The 15,024-nt window shown below is 46.3% G+C and carries 15 protein-coding genes and 1 tRNA gene; 4 read left to right on the plus strand and 12 right to left on the minus strand.

The genetic code is table 11. The annotated features are described in order from the left end of the window. Positions 1 to 176 precede the first annotated feature (176 nt). The 9 genes from AC1DXC_RS18625 to AC1DXC_RS18665 form a co-directional block, all read right to left on the minus strand. Positions 177 to 950, minus strand: a complete 774-nt coding sequence (locus AC1DXC_RS18625; RefSeq protein ID WP_477460683.1) for a UDP-2,3-diacylglucosamine diphosphatase — start codon at positions 948 to 950, stop codon at positions 177 to 179. A 54-nt stretch (positions 951 to 1,004) separates the two neighbouring features. Beyond that, positions 1,005 to 1,565: a DUF922 domain-containing protein gene (locus AC1DXC_RS18630; RefSeq protein WP_477460684.1), complete on the minus strand. Its 561-nt coding sequence runs from the start codon at positions 1,563 to 1,565 to the stop codon at positions 1,005 to 1,007. A 22-nt stretch (positions 1,566 to 1,587) separates the two neighbouring features. Next, positions 1,588 to 2,529, minus strand: a complete 942-nt coding sequence (locus AC1DXC_RS18635; protein WP_477460685.1) for an SPFH domain-containing protein — start codon at positions 2,527 to 2,529, stop codon at positions 1,588 to 1,590. Positions 2,530 to 2,672: 143 nt separating this feature from the next. Next, complete coding sequence (locus AC1DXC_RS18640; protein ID WP_477460686.1) at positions 2,673 to 3,662, minus strand: L-histidine N(alpha)-methyltransferase; 990 nt, start codon at positions 3,660 to 3,662, stop codon at positions 2,673 to 2,675. A gap of 18 nt (positions 3,663 to 3,680) precedes the next feature. Then, positions 3,681 to 4,835: an ergothioneine biosynthesis protein EgtB gene (egtB, locus tag AC1DXC_RS18645; protein WP_477460687.1), complete on the minus strand. Its 1,155-nt coding sequence runs from the start codon at positions 4,833 to 4,835 to the stop codon at positions 3,681 to 3,683. Between the two features lie 5 nt (positions 4,836 to 4,840). Further along, entirely contained in the window at positions 4,841 to 6,412 is a 1,572-nt protein-coding gene (locus AC1DXC_RS18650; RefSeq protein ID WP_477460688.1) for an ABC transporter permease/substrate-binding protein, read from the minus strand. Further along, positions 6,405 to 7,367, minus strand: a complete 963-nt coding sequence (locus AC1DXC_RS18655; RefSeq protein WP_477460689.1) for an ABC transporter ATP-binding protein — start codon at positions 7,365 to 7,367, stop codon at positions 6,405 to 6,407. The genes AC1DXC_RS18650 and AC1DXC_RS18655 overlap by 8 nt, the downstream gene beginning before the upstream one ends. Before the next feature lie 9 nt (positions 7,368 to 7,376). Then, positions 7,377 to 8,765, minus strand: coding sequence for a mercuric reductase (locus AC1DXC_RS18660; protein WP_477460690.1), 1,389 nt, complete (start codon positions 8,763 to 8,765; stop codon positions 7,377 to 7,379). Position 8,766: 1 nt separating this feature from the next. Then, positions 8,767 to 9,048: a DUF427 domain-containing protein gene (locus AC1DXC_RS18665; RefSeq protein ID WP_477460691.1), complete on the minus strand. Its 282-nt coding sequence runs from the start codon at positions 9,046 to 9,048 to the stop codon at positions 8,767 to 8,769. 240 nt (positions 9,049 to 9,288) lie between these two features. On the opposite strand from AC1DXC_RS18665, the gene AC1DXC_RS18670 reads away from it, so the two are divergent. After that, positions 9,289 to 9,360: transfer RNA gene (locus AC1DXC_RS18670), tRNA-Glu, on the plus strand. A gap of 289 nt (positions 9,361 to 9,649) precedes the next feature. Here AC1DXC_RS18670 and AC1DXC_RS18675 read toward each other — a convergent pair. Further along, a complete protein-coding gene (locus AC1DXC_RS18675; RefSeq protein WP_477460692.1) occupies positions 9,650 to 10,546 on the minus strand; it encodes a helix-turn-helix domain-containing protein in 897 nt (298 codons plus the stop codon). A gap of 156 nt (positions 10,547 to 10,702) precedes the next feature. On the opposite strand from AC1DXC_RS18675, the gene AC1DXC_RS18680 reads away from it, so the two are divergent. From AC1DXC_RS18680 to AC1DXC_RS18690, 3 genes are all read left to right on the plus strand, one after another. Continuing rightward, complete coding sequence (locus tag AC1DXC_RS18680; protein ID WP_477460693.1) at positions 10,703 to 11,605, plus strand: MBL fold metallo-hydrolase; 903 nt, start codon at positions 10,703 to 10,705, stop codon at positions 11,603 to 11,605. A 168-nt stretch (positions 11,606 to 11,773) separates the two neighbouring features. Then, on the plus strand, positions 11,774 to 12,025 hold the full coding sequence (locus tag AC1DXC_RS18685) for a putative quinol monooxygenase (RefSeq protein WP_477460698.1): 252 nt from the start codon (positions 11,774 to 11,776) through the stop codon (positions 12,023 to 12,025). A 4-nt stretch (positions 12,026 to 12,029) separates the two neighbouring features. Continuing rightward, positions 12,030 to 12,203, plus strand: a complete 174-nt coding sequence (locus AC1DXC_RS18690; RefSeq protein WP_477460694.1) for a hypothetical protein — start codon at positions 12,030 to 12,032, stop codon at positions 12,201 to 12,203. A gap of 231 nt (positions 12,204 to 12,434) precedes the next feature. Here AC1DXC_RS18690 and AC1DXC_RS18695 read toward each other — a convergent pair whose 3' ends face one another. Then, positions 12,435 to 14,009: a glycoside hydrolase family 43 protein gene (locus AC1DXC_RS18695; protein ID WP_477460695.1), complete on the minus strand. Its 1,575-nt coding sequence runs from the start codon at positions 14,007 to 14,009 to the stop codon at positions 12,435 to 12,437. Positions 14,010 to 14,210: 201 nt separating this feature from the next. Further along, positions 14,211 to 15,024: glycoside hydrolase family 3 C-terminal domain-containing protein (locus AC1DXC_RS18700; protein ID WP_477460696.1), on the minus strand; the 814-nt coding region annotated here is incomplete at its 5' end.

Genomic DNA, 15,024 nt, shown 5'->3' on the forward strand with positions numbered 1-15,024 from the left:
AGCGCTTGTTGGTTAGGCCAGCCCCGCTTTTTATTACAAGCCTTTTTCTACTCGTAAATCCCAACGCTCAAAAGGCTTTCCATTCCAATCGGGTTTAGTTTACGCAGTGTATTGCAAAAAACATGCAAAAATACGCAAATTAAGGGATATAATATATTCAGCGGATTGTAAATAGATTAGTGCTTCCAAACGGGTACAGCCTCACGCTCGAAATACTTTAGGGTTAAGTCGGTACCGTCGAAAACTGCGTAGCTGGAATTATACAGCCAGTCGCCGAGATTGATATAACGGGAATTTTCCGTTAACGGGCTATCCAGCGGTTTATGCCGATGCCCGTAAACCATGTAATCGTAATGCTTACTTTGCAGCAATTCGCGTGAATAAACTTCTATCCACTCCTGCGGGTGCAGTTTAGCTTCGCCAATACGGGCATTGGTTTGCTTGCTATCGTGCGACCACGCATTGGCCAACCCTATGCCAAGGTTGGGATGTAACCTGGCAAACATCCACTGGCAAAGCCTGCTGCGGAATATCTTCTTAAGGAATTTGTATTTTTTATCGCCGGGCCCAAGGCCATCGCCATGGTGCAGGTAAAAAGTCTTCCCATTGCGTACAATTTCCAGTTCGTTGGTGATAATGGTGGCGTTCAATTCTTTCTCGAAATAATCGAACATCCACATATCGTGGTTTCCTTTAAAAAAGTAAAGTTTTATGCCGGCATCCGCTAATTCGGCTAGTTTGCCCAAAAAGCGGATATAACCTCTTGGAACTACCGTTTTATACTCAAACCAAAAATCGAATACATCACCAACCAGAAACAGTTCAGCGGCATCCACTTTTACCAGATCCAGCCAACGGATGATGCGAGCCTCGCGTATGGCCGAGGTGTCGGCACCGCCTACACCCAAATGAAAATCTGAAGCAAAGTATAATTTATTACCGGTTGGCATACAGCATCAAAAATACGGCAATAATCCAAAGGAGCAAATCCGATTTAAGCAGGCCTAATATGCCCCGGCTGTGAGCGGTGGCATATTTTCTATGCGTTTGGCAAAGTATAAATCCCATGCATGCTGCTGCTGTTTGTTGGTGCTGTGGCCGGTATCTTCGTCGTAATCGATATTCAGCTGTTTGTATTTGGCATCTATACGATTGAATATATCCATCGCCTCGTTTTTGTAATTGGCGGTAAAGCGGGTGCGGTTTACAACGCGCAGCACTTCCTGCTGTTCCAAATAGGCGATATTGTAATGGCCCTGCTCGTGCTTTAATATTTCGGCAAGAGATTGCTGCGAGGTAATGCGCGAGCGGTCTATCCACGATTTGTAGTTGTTCATATCCAGCCGCACGTTGAAATGCAGGATGTACTCACCGTCCTGATGGCTGGCCTGGAAACGAAAATCGATTGTACAATTGGTATAGGCCACCACGCCGCGGTTATTAGCGCGGGGGTAGCCCTGGAAATCATCAGCCGTTAGCTGCCTGAAAGGCTGGGCATGAAGCGTAAAAGTAGCAAGCAGCAACAACACCAATACCGTGCCTGCACGTAATAGTTTAAAAATCATCAGAAGGGGTTAAAAAGTAATTTTACTTTTTGACTTTATCTGACTGCAGAAGGTTTAATGCCATCATTTCTTTCATGGTATGCTCCATGCCGGCGGTAGAGCCGTCTAAAAATATCACGTTGCCGTTAGAGTTTTCGGCGAAGTGCTTGATAGATTCTGTCCACATGGTGAAGAGGATAACCGAGGTATCCATATTTGCGCCTTGCATTTCTTTAGCGGCCGTAGTCATACCCTTGGCCACTTCCTCGCGGAATAAGGCGATACCCTGCCCACGCAACTGTGCGGCCTGGCGCTCGGCCTCGGCAGAAATTTTGATGGCGTTACCATCGGCCTCTGCTGCTTTGGTTTTGGTGATGAGCAATGCCTGGCCTTCGTTCTCGGCGGCGGCTTTTAGGTTATTAGAGGCTACTACCTGGCTCATGGATTTCATGATGACGTCATCGAACGTGATATCGTTCAGCTGCAGATCTTGCAGGTGGTAGCCCCAGCCTTCCAGTATGGTGTCCAGTTGATCTTTTACGTGCTCCACAATGTCGCGGCGCAATATCAGCACTTCGCTTTGGCGCTTGGTGGCTACGAATGCGCGGATAGAACCCTCAACGGTGCGGATGAGTGCCTGCATCAGGTTACGTTCGTCTACGAATTTAAAAGCAACGTTCTTGATGGCCTCTTCTGATTGATCCAGTACCGAATACAGCAGCATGGCCTTGAAATAAACGTTGGCCTGGTCGAACGTTACGGCCTGGAACTCCAGCTCTACAGAGCGGTTCTGGATGGATATTTTTGAATAAACATTTTCGATGAAAGGAATCTTGAAATTCAAGCCCGGGGCTAATATGCGGCGGTATTTACCGAATACGGTTATGACCACGATGGTGCCCTGTTTTACCGTAACGAACGATGAGGCCACCCCGATAAAAACAAGAAACAGGATGATGTAAAAAACAATAGATGTTGATTCCATTTGGCTTTATAATTTGAAATAAATATAGGAGTATTTATGATAGCTGCAAGAGGAATTTAAAAGGAATGATTAAGGGCAACCTCACGCAAAGGCGCGAAGAAAAAAAATAGCGGCTTTGCGCCTTTGCGTGAAATATTTAACGTCTATTCCGCCACCCAAACCGCATCCACAAACCAACCTTTGCTATCAAAAAGCCTATCCAATGGCTTAAAGCCGGCAACTGCGGCCATGTTATCCACCTGCTCTACGGTAAACTTCTGCGATATCTCCATGTAAATGTACTCGTCTTTGGCAAAGCTTATAAGCGCATCGCCAATATTCACCTGCTGCTCTTGTAAGCTAACCAGATAGCTGCGGCAGGCCCCGCTCTCCGGGTCGTACATGGCGTAGTGGTCGAATTGTGAAACATCGAAATCGCCGTTCAGTTCGCGGTTGATGCGCTCCAATAAATTCAGGTTAAAGCGTTTGGTAATGCCTCCTTTATCGTTGTAGGCTGATAAAACGGTGTGCGGGTTCTTCTTCAGGTCTGCCCCTATCAACACCATATCGCCGGGCGACAGATGCTGACGCAGTACTTTGCAGAATGCCTCGGCATCCTTCACCTGCATATTGCCGATGTTGGAGCCCAAAAACATCACCACTTTTCGTTTATCAGATATGGTAGCAGCTTTTTCCAGCATATGAAAATACTCGCCCTGCAAGCCGTTTATTTTTATGCCCGGTAAGGTAACCGGCAGGGTAATATTGAGGTAGGCGATCACATTTTCCGAAATATCTATCGGCAGGTAGGTAAAATCCGCCTGCTCATCAATCAAATATTTTAACAGATGGCTGGATTTTGTTGCGTCCCCTGCCCCCAACTCAATCAGCTCGAAAGCGTCGCCATCGCCAATGACGGCTTTGGCCAGGTCCGCAGTTTTTTGGGTAAATATCTCTAGCTCGCAATTGGTTGGATAATATTCGGCGCAGTTCATCAGCTCCTGGAATATCTTATCGCCATTGGCATCATAAAAATATTTAGAATCCAGTCGCTTTGGTGTTGCGCTTAAACCGGCTATCACGTCCTTGTAGAACTGTCCGTTGGGGCTTGTTTGCTCTTCAGGTTTTTTCAGGGTGCAGGTAGATGTTTCCATAGGTGTTTTTGCAGTGTTTTATTTTGCGAGGCGTATGCCGGTAAATTGCCAGCGTAATTCGGGTTGAAAAAAATTGCGGTAGGTAATGCGGCTATGGTTGGGCGGGGTTGCTTCTGATGCGCCCCTCAAAACCTTTTGCCCTACCATAAATTTGCCATTGTATTCGCCAATGGCTCCGGGTGCTTTGGCAAAGCCAGGGTAGGGCAGGTAACTGCTTCCGGTCCACTCCCAGCGACCGCCCCAGTTAAACTGCGTGGCAGCTACCTCCCACTCAAACTCTGTCGGCAGGCGCATCCCTTTCCACGAGGCGTAAGCGTAAGCTTCATAGTAGCTGATGTGGCAAAGTGCCTCATGCAAGTGCAGCGGCTCTAAACCATGGTAGGTGTAATAATGCCATTCATCATCAATCAGATGCCAGTACATCGGCGCTTCTACCTTGTTGGTGTTCACCCAATCCCAACCGGCTGCATGCCAGTGGCGAAAATCGTGATATCCCCCGGCATCTATAAATTCCAGGTATTCGGCATTAGTAACCAAAGCGGGACTAATCCCAAAGGCATTCAAATAAACCTTATGTCGGTTATGCTCGTTATCGAAAGAAAAACCTTCGCCCGCAAAGCCAATCTCGTAGACGCCTTCGGCGAGGCTTATGAGATCTGCGCCATCACCCTCCTCTACTTTCGGCTTTACATAATCTTTGGAGTAAGCCGGAAACAAAGGGTTATTGCCCAGGATGTATTTGATATCCGTCATCAGCAATTCCTGGTGTTGCTCCTCGTGATTGAGGCCCAGCACTAACAGCGCCTGTACGTCGGCACTTAATGGGCCACAGGCTATGAAATTCTGCATGGCATCATCTACGTATTTGCGGTAAAGCTGGATATCGATAACTGTGGGGCGACTCAAATTGCCCCTATCCGTGCGGATAACGCGGTTACCAACGGTTTCGTAATAGCTGTTGAAAACGTAATTGTATTGAGGATCGTACTCCTGATAGCCCATAAAATAAGGCTTCAGGATAAAGGTTTCGAAAAACCAGGTGGTGTGCCCAATGTGCCATTTAGGCGGACTAACATCTACCACGGGCTGCACCACGTAATCTTCGGTTTGCAGCGGGGCGCAAATAGCTTCCGTTCGCGCCCGTACTTTTTTATAACAGTCGGCTAAATCCATTGGCATTACTTACTATCCAAATATCGTTTAAGGTCGGTAATTGTTTTGATCTGGAGCTCATTTGCCTGTTTTTGGCGCATCATTAAGGCATAGGCATTATTAAACCCGATAGGTTTAAGCCACTTCAACCGATAACGCTTTTCAAATTCGCGGGCAACATAATTGTAGGTGCTATCCTTACTCATTTGCAGCTGCACCACCGTTTTTGCCGGGGCCTGCAGTATGGCCAATAAGCCGGTGCCGGTGTATTCGGGGTACAGGTCTATCTGGTCGTTTGTGAGTGCATCGAAAACTATCTTGGTGCCGCCCAAGCCGGTTTTTGTGGCAACGTCGTAATCGGTATAGCCTTTGATCAGCATGGTATACATGCTGGCCAAAATGTATTGCTCGCCGAATATTTTGGAGCCGATGCGCACCACGCCCTCTTTGCCGCCCCTATCTGCCCGGTATAAATGCTTCGCCACCAAAAAATCTTTGGCTACGCGCTCGGGCGATTGGTGCAAGTAATCGGTTTTGTAGTTCAGCTCCGTCATTACCGAATCGGTAATGGTGCCGGCCAGCAGGTTCAGCGTTTTTTCCAACTGGGGAAATTTCCGCAGGGCATCCTCACGCACCACCGGCGCAGCGTAATATGGAGGGAAAATCTTTTTATCATCATCAAGCACCACCAAATCGTAAGCCTTCAGGCGGCCGTCGGTAGAGTAGCCGCTTATCACATCCAGTTCCTTTTCCTGCGCGGCTTTGTACATCACCGCATCGCTGATAACAATGGTATGTATCTTCAGTCCGTATTTGCTTTGCAGCCCCAGGTTACCATCTTGTCGGCCCATAAACTCGGGCGTAAAACCGGCGGTAAGCTTACTGCCATAAGCCGATGGCACAAAATACAGGCAGGATAATATCAGCAACAAAACCGGCGCAATTTTTACGGCGCCTTTTATCTTTTTAAAGTTGAGTTTCTGCACCAGCGAGAGTAGGAAATCGAAGATTATCGCAAGTAGCGCCGCGGGGATTGCCCCCGCTAAAATCATATTGGTATTATTAAGCGATATACCGCCGAAAATAAACTCGCCTAAGCCACCCGCAGCAATGTACGATGCGAGCGTAGCCACGCCCACATTGATTACCGTAGCCGTGCGGATGCCAGCCAAAATAACTGGCATAGCTAACGGAAGCTCCACTTTGAACAGTACCTGCCACTTGCTCATACCCATGGCAACAGCCGCTTCTTTTACCGTAGCATCCACCCCGGTAATACCCGTATAGGTATTGCGGATGATAGGCAACAGCGCATACAGCAGCAGTGCTACTATTGCCGGCTTTGCGCCGATGCCCAGCAAGGGTATCATAAAACCAAGCAATGCTATGCTGGGGATGGTTTGCAGAACGCCCGCTATGCCCAGCACCAAACCCGACAGGCTTTTCTTTCGGGTGATATAAATACCCAAAGGCAGGCCTATCAGCACCGCGATAAACAGCGAGATAAACGTAAGCCCGATATGCTGCAGCGTTTGCACAGCCAGCTTATCGGCCTGCTGAGCCATAAAGCCCCAAAGGGTTTGCTGTTGCTCATTCATGCGGTTGCAGGGTTTTATACCGTGAATAAGCAGCCATTAGCTGCTCGAAGTTGATTGCCTTTAATTCGTTCGTGCTGTTCGCAATCTGTATTGTTTCGGCTTTGCTAAATTTAAACTGCTCCAATGCCGACCAAAAATCAAGCTCCGCAGAAAGGGTTGGCGATTTTGCTTTACCACTTCCCGCAGGCAAGTGCTCCCACAAGTCGGCTAGTTTGATGGCTCTGAATTCCAACTGCAAACGCTGCTCCTGTAAAAAGTCCCGCACGAAATCATTCTTCGGCGCAAACAGTAATTCGGCAGGGGTGCCGATCTGCACTATCTTGCCTTTATCCATCAGGGCAATGCGGTCGGCCAGTTCAAAGGCTTCCTGCACATCGTGCGTTACCAGGATAATGGTTTTGCGGTTCAGCTCATCCAGCGCCTTAAATTCGCCGTGTATTTTTGAGCGGGTAACGTTATCCAGTGCACCAAAGGGTTCATCCATCAGCAACAGCGGCGGGTCGGCAACCAGGGCACGGGCCAGGCCTATACGTTGCTGCTGGCCACCGCTCAATTCATTGGGATAAGCGTTGAGATGCTCTTTAGCCAAGTGTAGCTTCCCCAGCAGTTCGTTGATGCGTCTATCGGTTTTGGCTTTATCCCATTTCAACAATTGGGGCACTATGGCAATATTCTCGGCAACGGTATAATGCGGGAAGAGGCCGTTGTTCTGCAATACATAGCCAATGCCACGGCGAAGCGTCTCGGGATTTTCTTCCAGGATGTTTTTACCATTAATATAAATGCTGCCGTTATCGGGTTCTATCAGGCGGTTCAGCATTTTTAGGGTGGTGGTTTTGCCGCAGCCGCTGGTGCCCAGCAAGGCCAGAGTTTCGCCTTCGGCTACCTCAAAGGATATGCCGCCCACAGCCTTTGTGCTGCCGAATGTTTTTACCAGATGCTCTACTTTTATCATAGCGGCAAATTAATCCTCCAAAGTCATGAAAAGATTATTGAGCGATTCGGAGTACGTGGGGTGCGCAAACACGCAATTGCGTATCCTATCGTACGTAATGCCGCCCTCCATGGCCATCTGTAGCACGGTCATTATTTCGCCGCCCTCTGTACCCACTACGGCTACACCCAATATCTTTTTAGTATCGGCATCTACCACGGCTTTCATCAATCCGCGCGTATCGCCGGTTTCCAGCGCCCGGGCCACGTGCGACATTGGCAGTTTAGCCACTTTTATATTCAGGCCTTGCTTACGAGCCTCAGTTTCGGTGATGCCTACGCGACCGAGTTCGGGGTCGGTAAACATGCAATAGGGCACGGGCCTGTCCCTGGTGTTTAAATCCTGTTTTTCTATCAGGTTGCGGTAAACGATGGTATAATCGTTATAAGAGATATGCGTAAACGCCGGCCCGCCCTTTACATCGCCCAGCGCATAAATGCCGGGCTGCGTGGTCTCCAGCTTATCATCTACCTTAATGTAGCCTTTCTCATCTACCGCTACGCCGGTCGTTTCCAGGCCGAGCCCATCGGTCTGCGGGGCGCGGCCAATGGCTACCAGCACATGCGTGCATTTCAGCTTGCTTTCCTTACCCACGGTATCCAATGTAGCCGTAACCTGGTTTTTGCCCTTGTTTTTGAATTTTACTGCTTTTGTGTTGGCGAGCACTTTTATACCTTCCTCCTGTAGTATGCCGGTTATCTCTGTAGAGATATCTTCATCCTCGCGCGAGAGCAGCCTGCCCGATTTTTCAAGGATGGTAACCTTGCTACCGAACCTGCGAAACATCTGCCCAAATTCCAACCCGATGTAGTTGCCGCCCAGTATCAATAAATGTTCGGGGACTTTCTCCAGCTTAAGGATGCTGGTTGAAGTGAGATAATCTATCTCGTCCAGCCCTTCGATATCATGCGGGACGATGGTTTTACAACCGGTGTTGATGAATACCTGATCGGCCGTAAATTGCCGTTTCTTGCCCGTTTTGGGGTTTACGGAGATAGTTTTGTTGCCAACAAAAGTAGCCTCGCCAAAAAGCAGGTCGAGGTTTTTTGTTTTCTCCATTGCAGCCTGGCTGCCAGTGCGCGACTTCATTACGATGTCGTCGGCACGTTTCACTACCTGCTTCAAATCTACCGTGTAGCCTTTTATGCTGATGCCCATATCGTTGCATTTGCCCGCCAGATAGGCGAGCCGCGCACTGGCCACCATGGTTTTGGTGGGTGTACAGCCATCGTTTACGCAGGTACCGCCAATGAAGCGCTTCTCTATCAGCAGTGTTTTCATACCGGCATTGGCCAGCTTTTTAGACAAAGGGGAGCCCGCCTGCCCCGAGCCGATGACAATTGCGTCGTAATGCTTCATATCAATCGGTAACTTTTACGCCTTTCCAGAAGGCAACATGGTTGGCAATATTGGCTGCTGCGGCCTTTGGCTCGGGATAATACCAGGCAGCATCGGGGTTTTGCCTGCCATCAACGTCCAGCGTGTAATACGATGCCAGCCCTTTCCAGGGGCAGGTGGTTTGTGTATTGCATTCCTTAAAAAACTCCGGCTTGATACTGTCCTTAGGGAAATAATGGTTGTTTTCTACAACGATGGTATTGTCGCTTTCGGCAATAACCTGGTTGTTCCAAATGGCTTTCATGTGAGGTTGATTTGTGTATAAAGATACCGCAACGGCATCGGAATTATAAATAGCGAAATGTATTTTTTGTTTGTCCGCATCAAAAATGAGATGCTATACACAATTGGTAGCGCGAGGCGCAAGAACCTTACAGCGAAAATATTTTAAATTTTATTTTTAATTTCTCAGAAAACGCATATCTTTGCATTCCCAAAATAAGGGGAACGAAATTGAAAAACAACGATTTCGACACCCAGAAATGGCCCGTTCGTCTAGGGGTTAGGACAGGAGATTTTCATTCTTCAAACAGGGGTTCGATTCCCCTACGGGCTACTAACCCTCTTTACAAAGCGTAAAGAGGGTTTTTACTTTTAGCAGTTTTTGAAAAGTGCTCTAATTGCATTTAAACGCACATTTTTAGTTCGATTCCCCTAAGGTTACCCCAAGGGGAAAGGATTCGCGATCTAAAAATGAAAACACAATACTTTGCTACAATATCATTTTTATCAAGTACCTGTATTGCTTTGACAACTGTAATTCTTCTTACTGTAGTTTTGACCATTGGATTTTTTATGATCATTATAAATATTTCTTTAGTCTCTAATTTCCCTCAGGATTTTGTTCAATTCATTAACCGGTATTCCTGTGGTGTTTTGCCAACCCGTTGTTTGAAAAGACGTGCAAAATGCTGCGGGTATTTAAAGCCCATGTCGTAAGCTATTTCGCTTATTGATTTGCCTGCGTCAAACATTCGTTCCTTCGCTGCATCAATTATTTTGTTTTGAAGGTATTCCTGAGCCGATTGTCCCGTTTCTTTTTTTACCAGGTCGCCAAAATATTTCGGCGAAAGATGGAGCTCTTCAGCACAATAAGCTACGGTAGGGAGGCCTATTATCGCTGGTTTATCCGATGTGAAGTAATTATCCACCAGGCTTTCAAACCTTGTTAATATATCTTTATTAACATGCTCACGAGTGATAAACTGCCGGTCATAAAAGCGCTCACAATAATTAAGTAACAATTCAATATTGCTGATCACCAATTTCTTGCTGTGCTTATCTATCGACCGTAATAATTCCCTTTGGATTTTGTGAAAACATTCCAGCAAGTCGCTTTTTTCACGTTCAGAAACATGCAGGCCTTCTTTGACACTATACAAGAAAAAATGATAGTCATGAATGTGTTTACCTAAACTGGTGCCATGGATAAAGTCGGGATGAAATGCCAGCGCCCAGCCGTTTGGTTGAATAAAAGTGTCTTCCTCATCAAATCCCGCCAGCTGCCTCGGCGCAATAAATATGAGCGTTTCTTGCTGGTAGTCATAATGGCTCCGGCCGTACAACATATCGGCGCATTTTTCTTCTTTCAAAAACACAACATAAAGCCCCGAGGTAAAACGGCTCATTTTGATAGGCTTTGAACTTGACTGGTCCAAAACACTAACGAGGGGGTGTAGGGTCTCCTGTCCCCGTTCAGTGTTGAATTGGGTTACGCTATCTAATTTGATGATCTTATTCATATTCGGTATTAAGCTTACTCAAAATTAAGTATAAGTAATCCGGTTTTTCCAAAGTCAATGGATGATCTGGAATATTGGTTGGTAATACAGGAATTTGTATAACTGTCACGTAGATAAATACCAAGACCTTTGACAATGAATCAAATATACATGATCATGAAAAAGATATTCCTTTTACTTATAGCTGTTTTTTTTACTTCAATTGGCATTCATGCACAATCAAAAACGGATACAGCAAAGATTAAAACAATAAAGAAATACCAGGCGAAGGCACCAGCAACGCAACCGTTCGGCAGGGAGGCTTTTACCAAATCGAACAACACTACCATTCGCTGGCTAGGAATGGCCGGTTTCCTCGTCAACAGCCGGGGAACCACGTTCATGATTGACCCCTTGCTGAAAGGCTATGATATGCCATTACTGATGAAATTTCCAATCCTGCCCAAAGAGGTACCGCATTTGGATGCCGTATTTGCCACTCATAGTGACAACGACCATTACAGCGTAGAAACCTTCAAAGACCTCGCTTCTATAACTACTGCATTCTATTCGACGATCTACGTAGATTCGTTAATGAAAAATGATGGTTTGAAATCTTTTGGTTATCCCATCGGCGGTAAATTTCAATTCGGTAAAGTAACGGGTAAGCTGATTCCGGCAGATCACGCATGGCAAAACGCCTATCCGAGGCCAGGCCAAAGACATTTTGCTCCCCGTGATGCCTGCGGTTTCTGGTTTGATACGCCGGACGGTACGATCTATGCCACCGGGGATTCCCGACCCATGGAGGAACAACTGCATATGCCTGCGCCGGATGTGATACTGTTGGATTATTCAGAAGATGCGCAATGGCACCTGGGACTAGAGGCATCGGCAAAACTGGTAAATGCTTACCCCAAAGCTACTGTACTTTTAGGCCACTGGGGTTTTGTTGATGCACCGGACTTTGCACCCTTTAATGCAGACCCCTCAAAACTTAAAAAACTAGTAACCAACCCCGAACGGATCAAAGTGCTTGCACCGGGCGAGCCTTTTGTTTTAAAATCTGCAGACAAGTAAAATGAGCTTATAATTTTTCATTATGAAAACAAAGTCATCAATAGTCTTAACCAGCCTAATTGCAAGTATTTTTTACAACACTGAAATGAAAGCTCAAAGCAAGGAGCCAATTGTAAGACTGGCTAAAATTATCGTCGCCCCAGAAAAGCTGGATGACTATAAAAATTACTGAAAGAGGAGATTGAAATGTCTACTCGCATAGAACCCGGAGTTCTAACGTTATACGCTGTTTCTGAAAATAATAACCCTACGCATATAACCATTTTTGAGACCTATGCAGATACAGAAGCTTATCAGGCCCATTTAAAACGGCCGCACTTTCTGAAATATAAAGTGGCTGTTAAAGACATGGTAACGCAACTTGATCTGATAGAAGTAAGCAAGATCGCCTTAGGCGGTAAACCCATAAACCAATTTTAGTCTTATGAAAACACAATGGAATGTTGTTATGGGGCTTTGCCTGTTTTTCTGCCGCTTATGCTGCAGCCAGGAAGGTTTCTTACAAAGCAGACTTAGCTCTAGGGCTTCACAAAACATCGCCGCCGATAAAGTATTGTTAAAAGCATTTGAAAGCGGCGGCGTAAGTAAGCTCGATTAGATTATCGACCCCTTGTTTGTCAACCACCATGCAGGGGGCGACATTCATGGACTGGACAGCCTGAAAATCGGAATTGGCACTTACGGTGAAATACAGCTTGTTACAGGCTGTCGTCTAGGAGGCAATCCATTTTAGGCGAATTTGGGTTGCGTTAAACCTAATGGCTTTTTTTGATAGCTTAATATATATATGCCAATTTTTCTTTTTTTGCTCTTGTTAATTTAACAGACTTTATTTCCCCTGGGAAATGGAATCTGTTATATGAAAAAAGTCAAAGTCTGCCGCCCCGCCTATGTTTTTCGTAGCATAATTAAACAAAGCAAAACGATAGCCCATAAAATGCGGGAAGGTATAGGCCATTTTTAATTGTGTGCCCAATGGCAGCCACGTTTTCCCGTCAAGGCTATAAAAAAAATCTGCCACGTCTTTTCTGTCCGTAAAATTGCATTCTGCCTTAAAGTAAACTACCTTTTGGTTTAGGGGGATCTTTTGTGCTTCCACAGGTTTCCCGGTGCTTGCATTGATCATTACGATCGCTTTGCTATCCCCTGTTATTTTTACGCCGGCCAACCCGTAATTTTGTTGCAAAAGGCCCAAGCCCGCAAAATCGCCGTCTTTCATTTTAGAAACGTCGAGCGAAACTGTGCCGGAGCATACAGGGCCGATAGTGCGTTGTGTTAATGTGTTTCGTGCCATCAGGAAATTGGTGTCAATCCTGCCGGTGCTGAGCCGTAAATACCCTTTCCGCGCGGTAACAGACCATAAACTATTATCCGGGTTATGGTTCCATTGCCAAACCGGTGGTAATGCCCGTTCGCGTTTTTTACGCGTAAAATCGTCTGAAGCGACGATGCCCGGGATCAAACCTTTTCCGGCCGGCAGGTCGAGGGTATCGGTTACTTTGCCGTTAATGCCCAAAACGGGCCATCCATCCACCCATTTTACAGGAACCAAATAAGGTATCCGGCCCACCGAGCCATAATCGCGGAACAAATAAGAGTACCAGGCCCCGTTTGGCGCTTGTACCAATCCACCTTGCGCCACACCCAGATCCTGGAGGGCAATCCGCCCTTCATAAGGGCCGGTGATCTTATCTGCCCGGTGTATGGTAACAGTGCGTACGTGGCCCGGTGGCCATGTAATATTGAAAAGGTAATATTTGCCTTTTATCTTAAACAGCTGGGAGCCCTCTGGGCCGAGGCCAATGCCGCCCGAAGGCGAGTTTGCTTTTTTAATGATAACCTGATCCGTTCCGCCGGGTTTTATACCGGAAAGATCGTCCTTCAATTCAACTAACCTTAAATCTCCGCTCCCGCCAATCATATACGCTTTTCCGTCATCATCAAAAAACAAGGAGTGGTCACCCAGGTTGGGGGCAAACGACCTGGCTTTCCACGGCCCTTTTTCGATATTTTTTGTACTGTAAATGTGCGTTTTATTGGTATTTGCAGAAAATGTGCTTACATAATAGGTGCCATTATGGAAACGGATTGAGCTTGCCCATGAACCCTCCCCATACATGTTTTTGCCATTTGTGAGGTTCGTTGCATCAATATTTGCTAATGTATCATAGGCATAACCCACCGTCTTCCAGGTCACCAGGTCGTTCGACTTCATAATCGGTACACCGGGGCTCATATGCATGGTTGTGCTGCTCATGTAATAGCTATCGCCTACACGTTCTATCGATATATCCGGTACATCTGCATAAATAATGGGATTGGTGGCTTTTTGTGCGTATAAATTCGGCACTATAAGGGTGATAATTAAGGCCGTCAGCCATAACCTGTAAATCGTATTGCTCATATTGATATTTGAGTTTTTTGTCCTGGCAATAACTTTTTCATCATGAAAGTTTATAGTACAAATTGTGTTTTTACACTTATTTTACTGGATCAATGGGGCCATTCCCATTGGAAATTATTTCTGAGTTTATCAGTATTCCAGATAGCCTGCATATCCGGTTAACAGATTTTCCATAAACTTCACACGGTTTCTGAACTGAGTTTATCTAACCAGGATTTTTACTGTTTTTGAAATGTTGCGCGATGAATTACCTAATTGAAGAATGTATTCACCGGATTCGGTATTCCAGCCTTTTTTTGTCACGTCGTAAAAGGCCAGGTCCTCCACCCTTACATCCAGTTCAACTGTTTTAGTTTCGCCCGGTTGCAGAAAAACTTTTTTAAAAGCCTTCAATTCTTTTTCAGGACGCAAAACCGAACAAACCGGATCGCTTACATATAATTGCACCACTTCGGCGCCGTAGCTGCTGCCTGTATTTTTAATGGTGACTTTTGCACGGATGGTTCCGTTTTTCCCGTAGCTTAATTTATCAGTCGAGAAGCGGCTTATGGAGAAATCAGTATAGGAAAGCCCATAACCGAAGGGGTATTGCGGCTGGATTTTTTTGGTGTCATACCAGCGGTATCCAACCAGTACGCCCTCTTTATATTCTGCCGTTGCACCTTTCCCCGGGTAAGTATTTAAGGCAGCAGCAGGAGTGTCTCCTAACGATACGGGGAAAGTAAATGGCAATTTACCGGACGGGTTTACTTTCCCTTTTAAAACTTCGGCCAGTGCATTGCCAGCTTCCGAGCCGTTGAACCAGGACCAAACAATTGTATGATTTGACTTTTTGATCTCGCTCAGATCGTATGGTGCACCCGCCATGATCACAATAATGGTATTCGGGTTAGCTGCGGTAACCGCGTTGACCAATGCCTGCTCTCCAAAAGGCAGCGCCAGGCTTTTACGGTCATGGCCTTCGCTTTCATATTCACGGTTTGAGCCGATGCACAAAATGGCGACATCGCTGGTT

Source organism: Mucilaginibacter sp. P2_D11 (genome assembly GCF_056404435.1).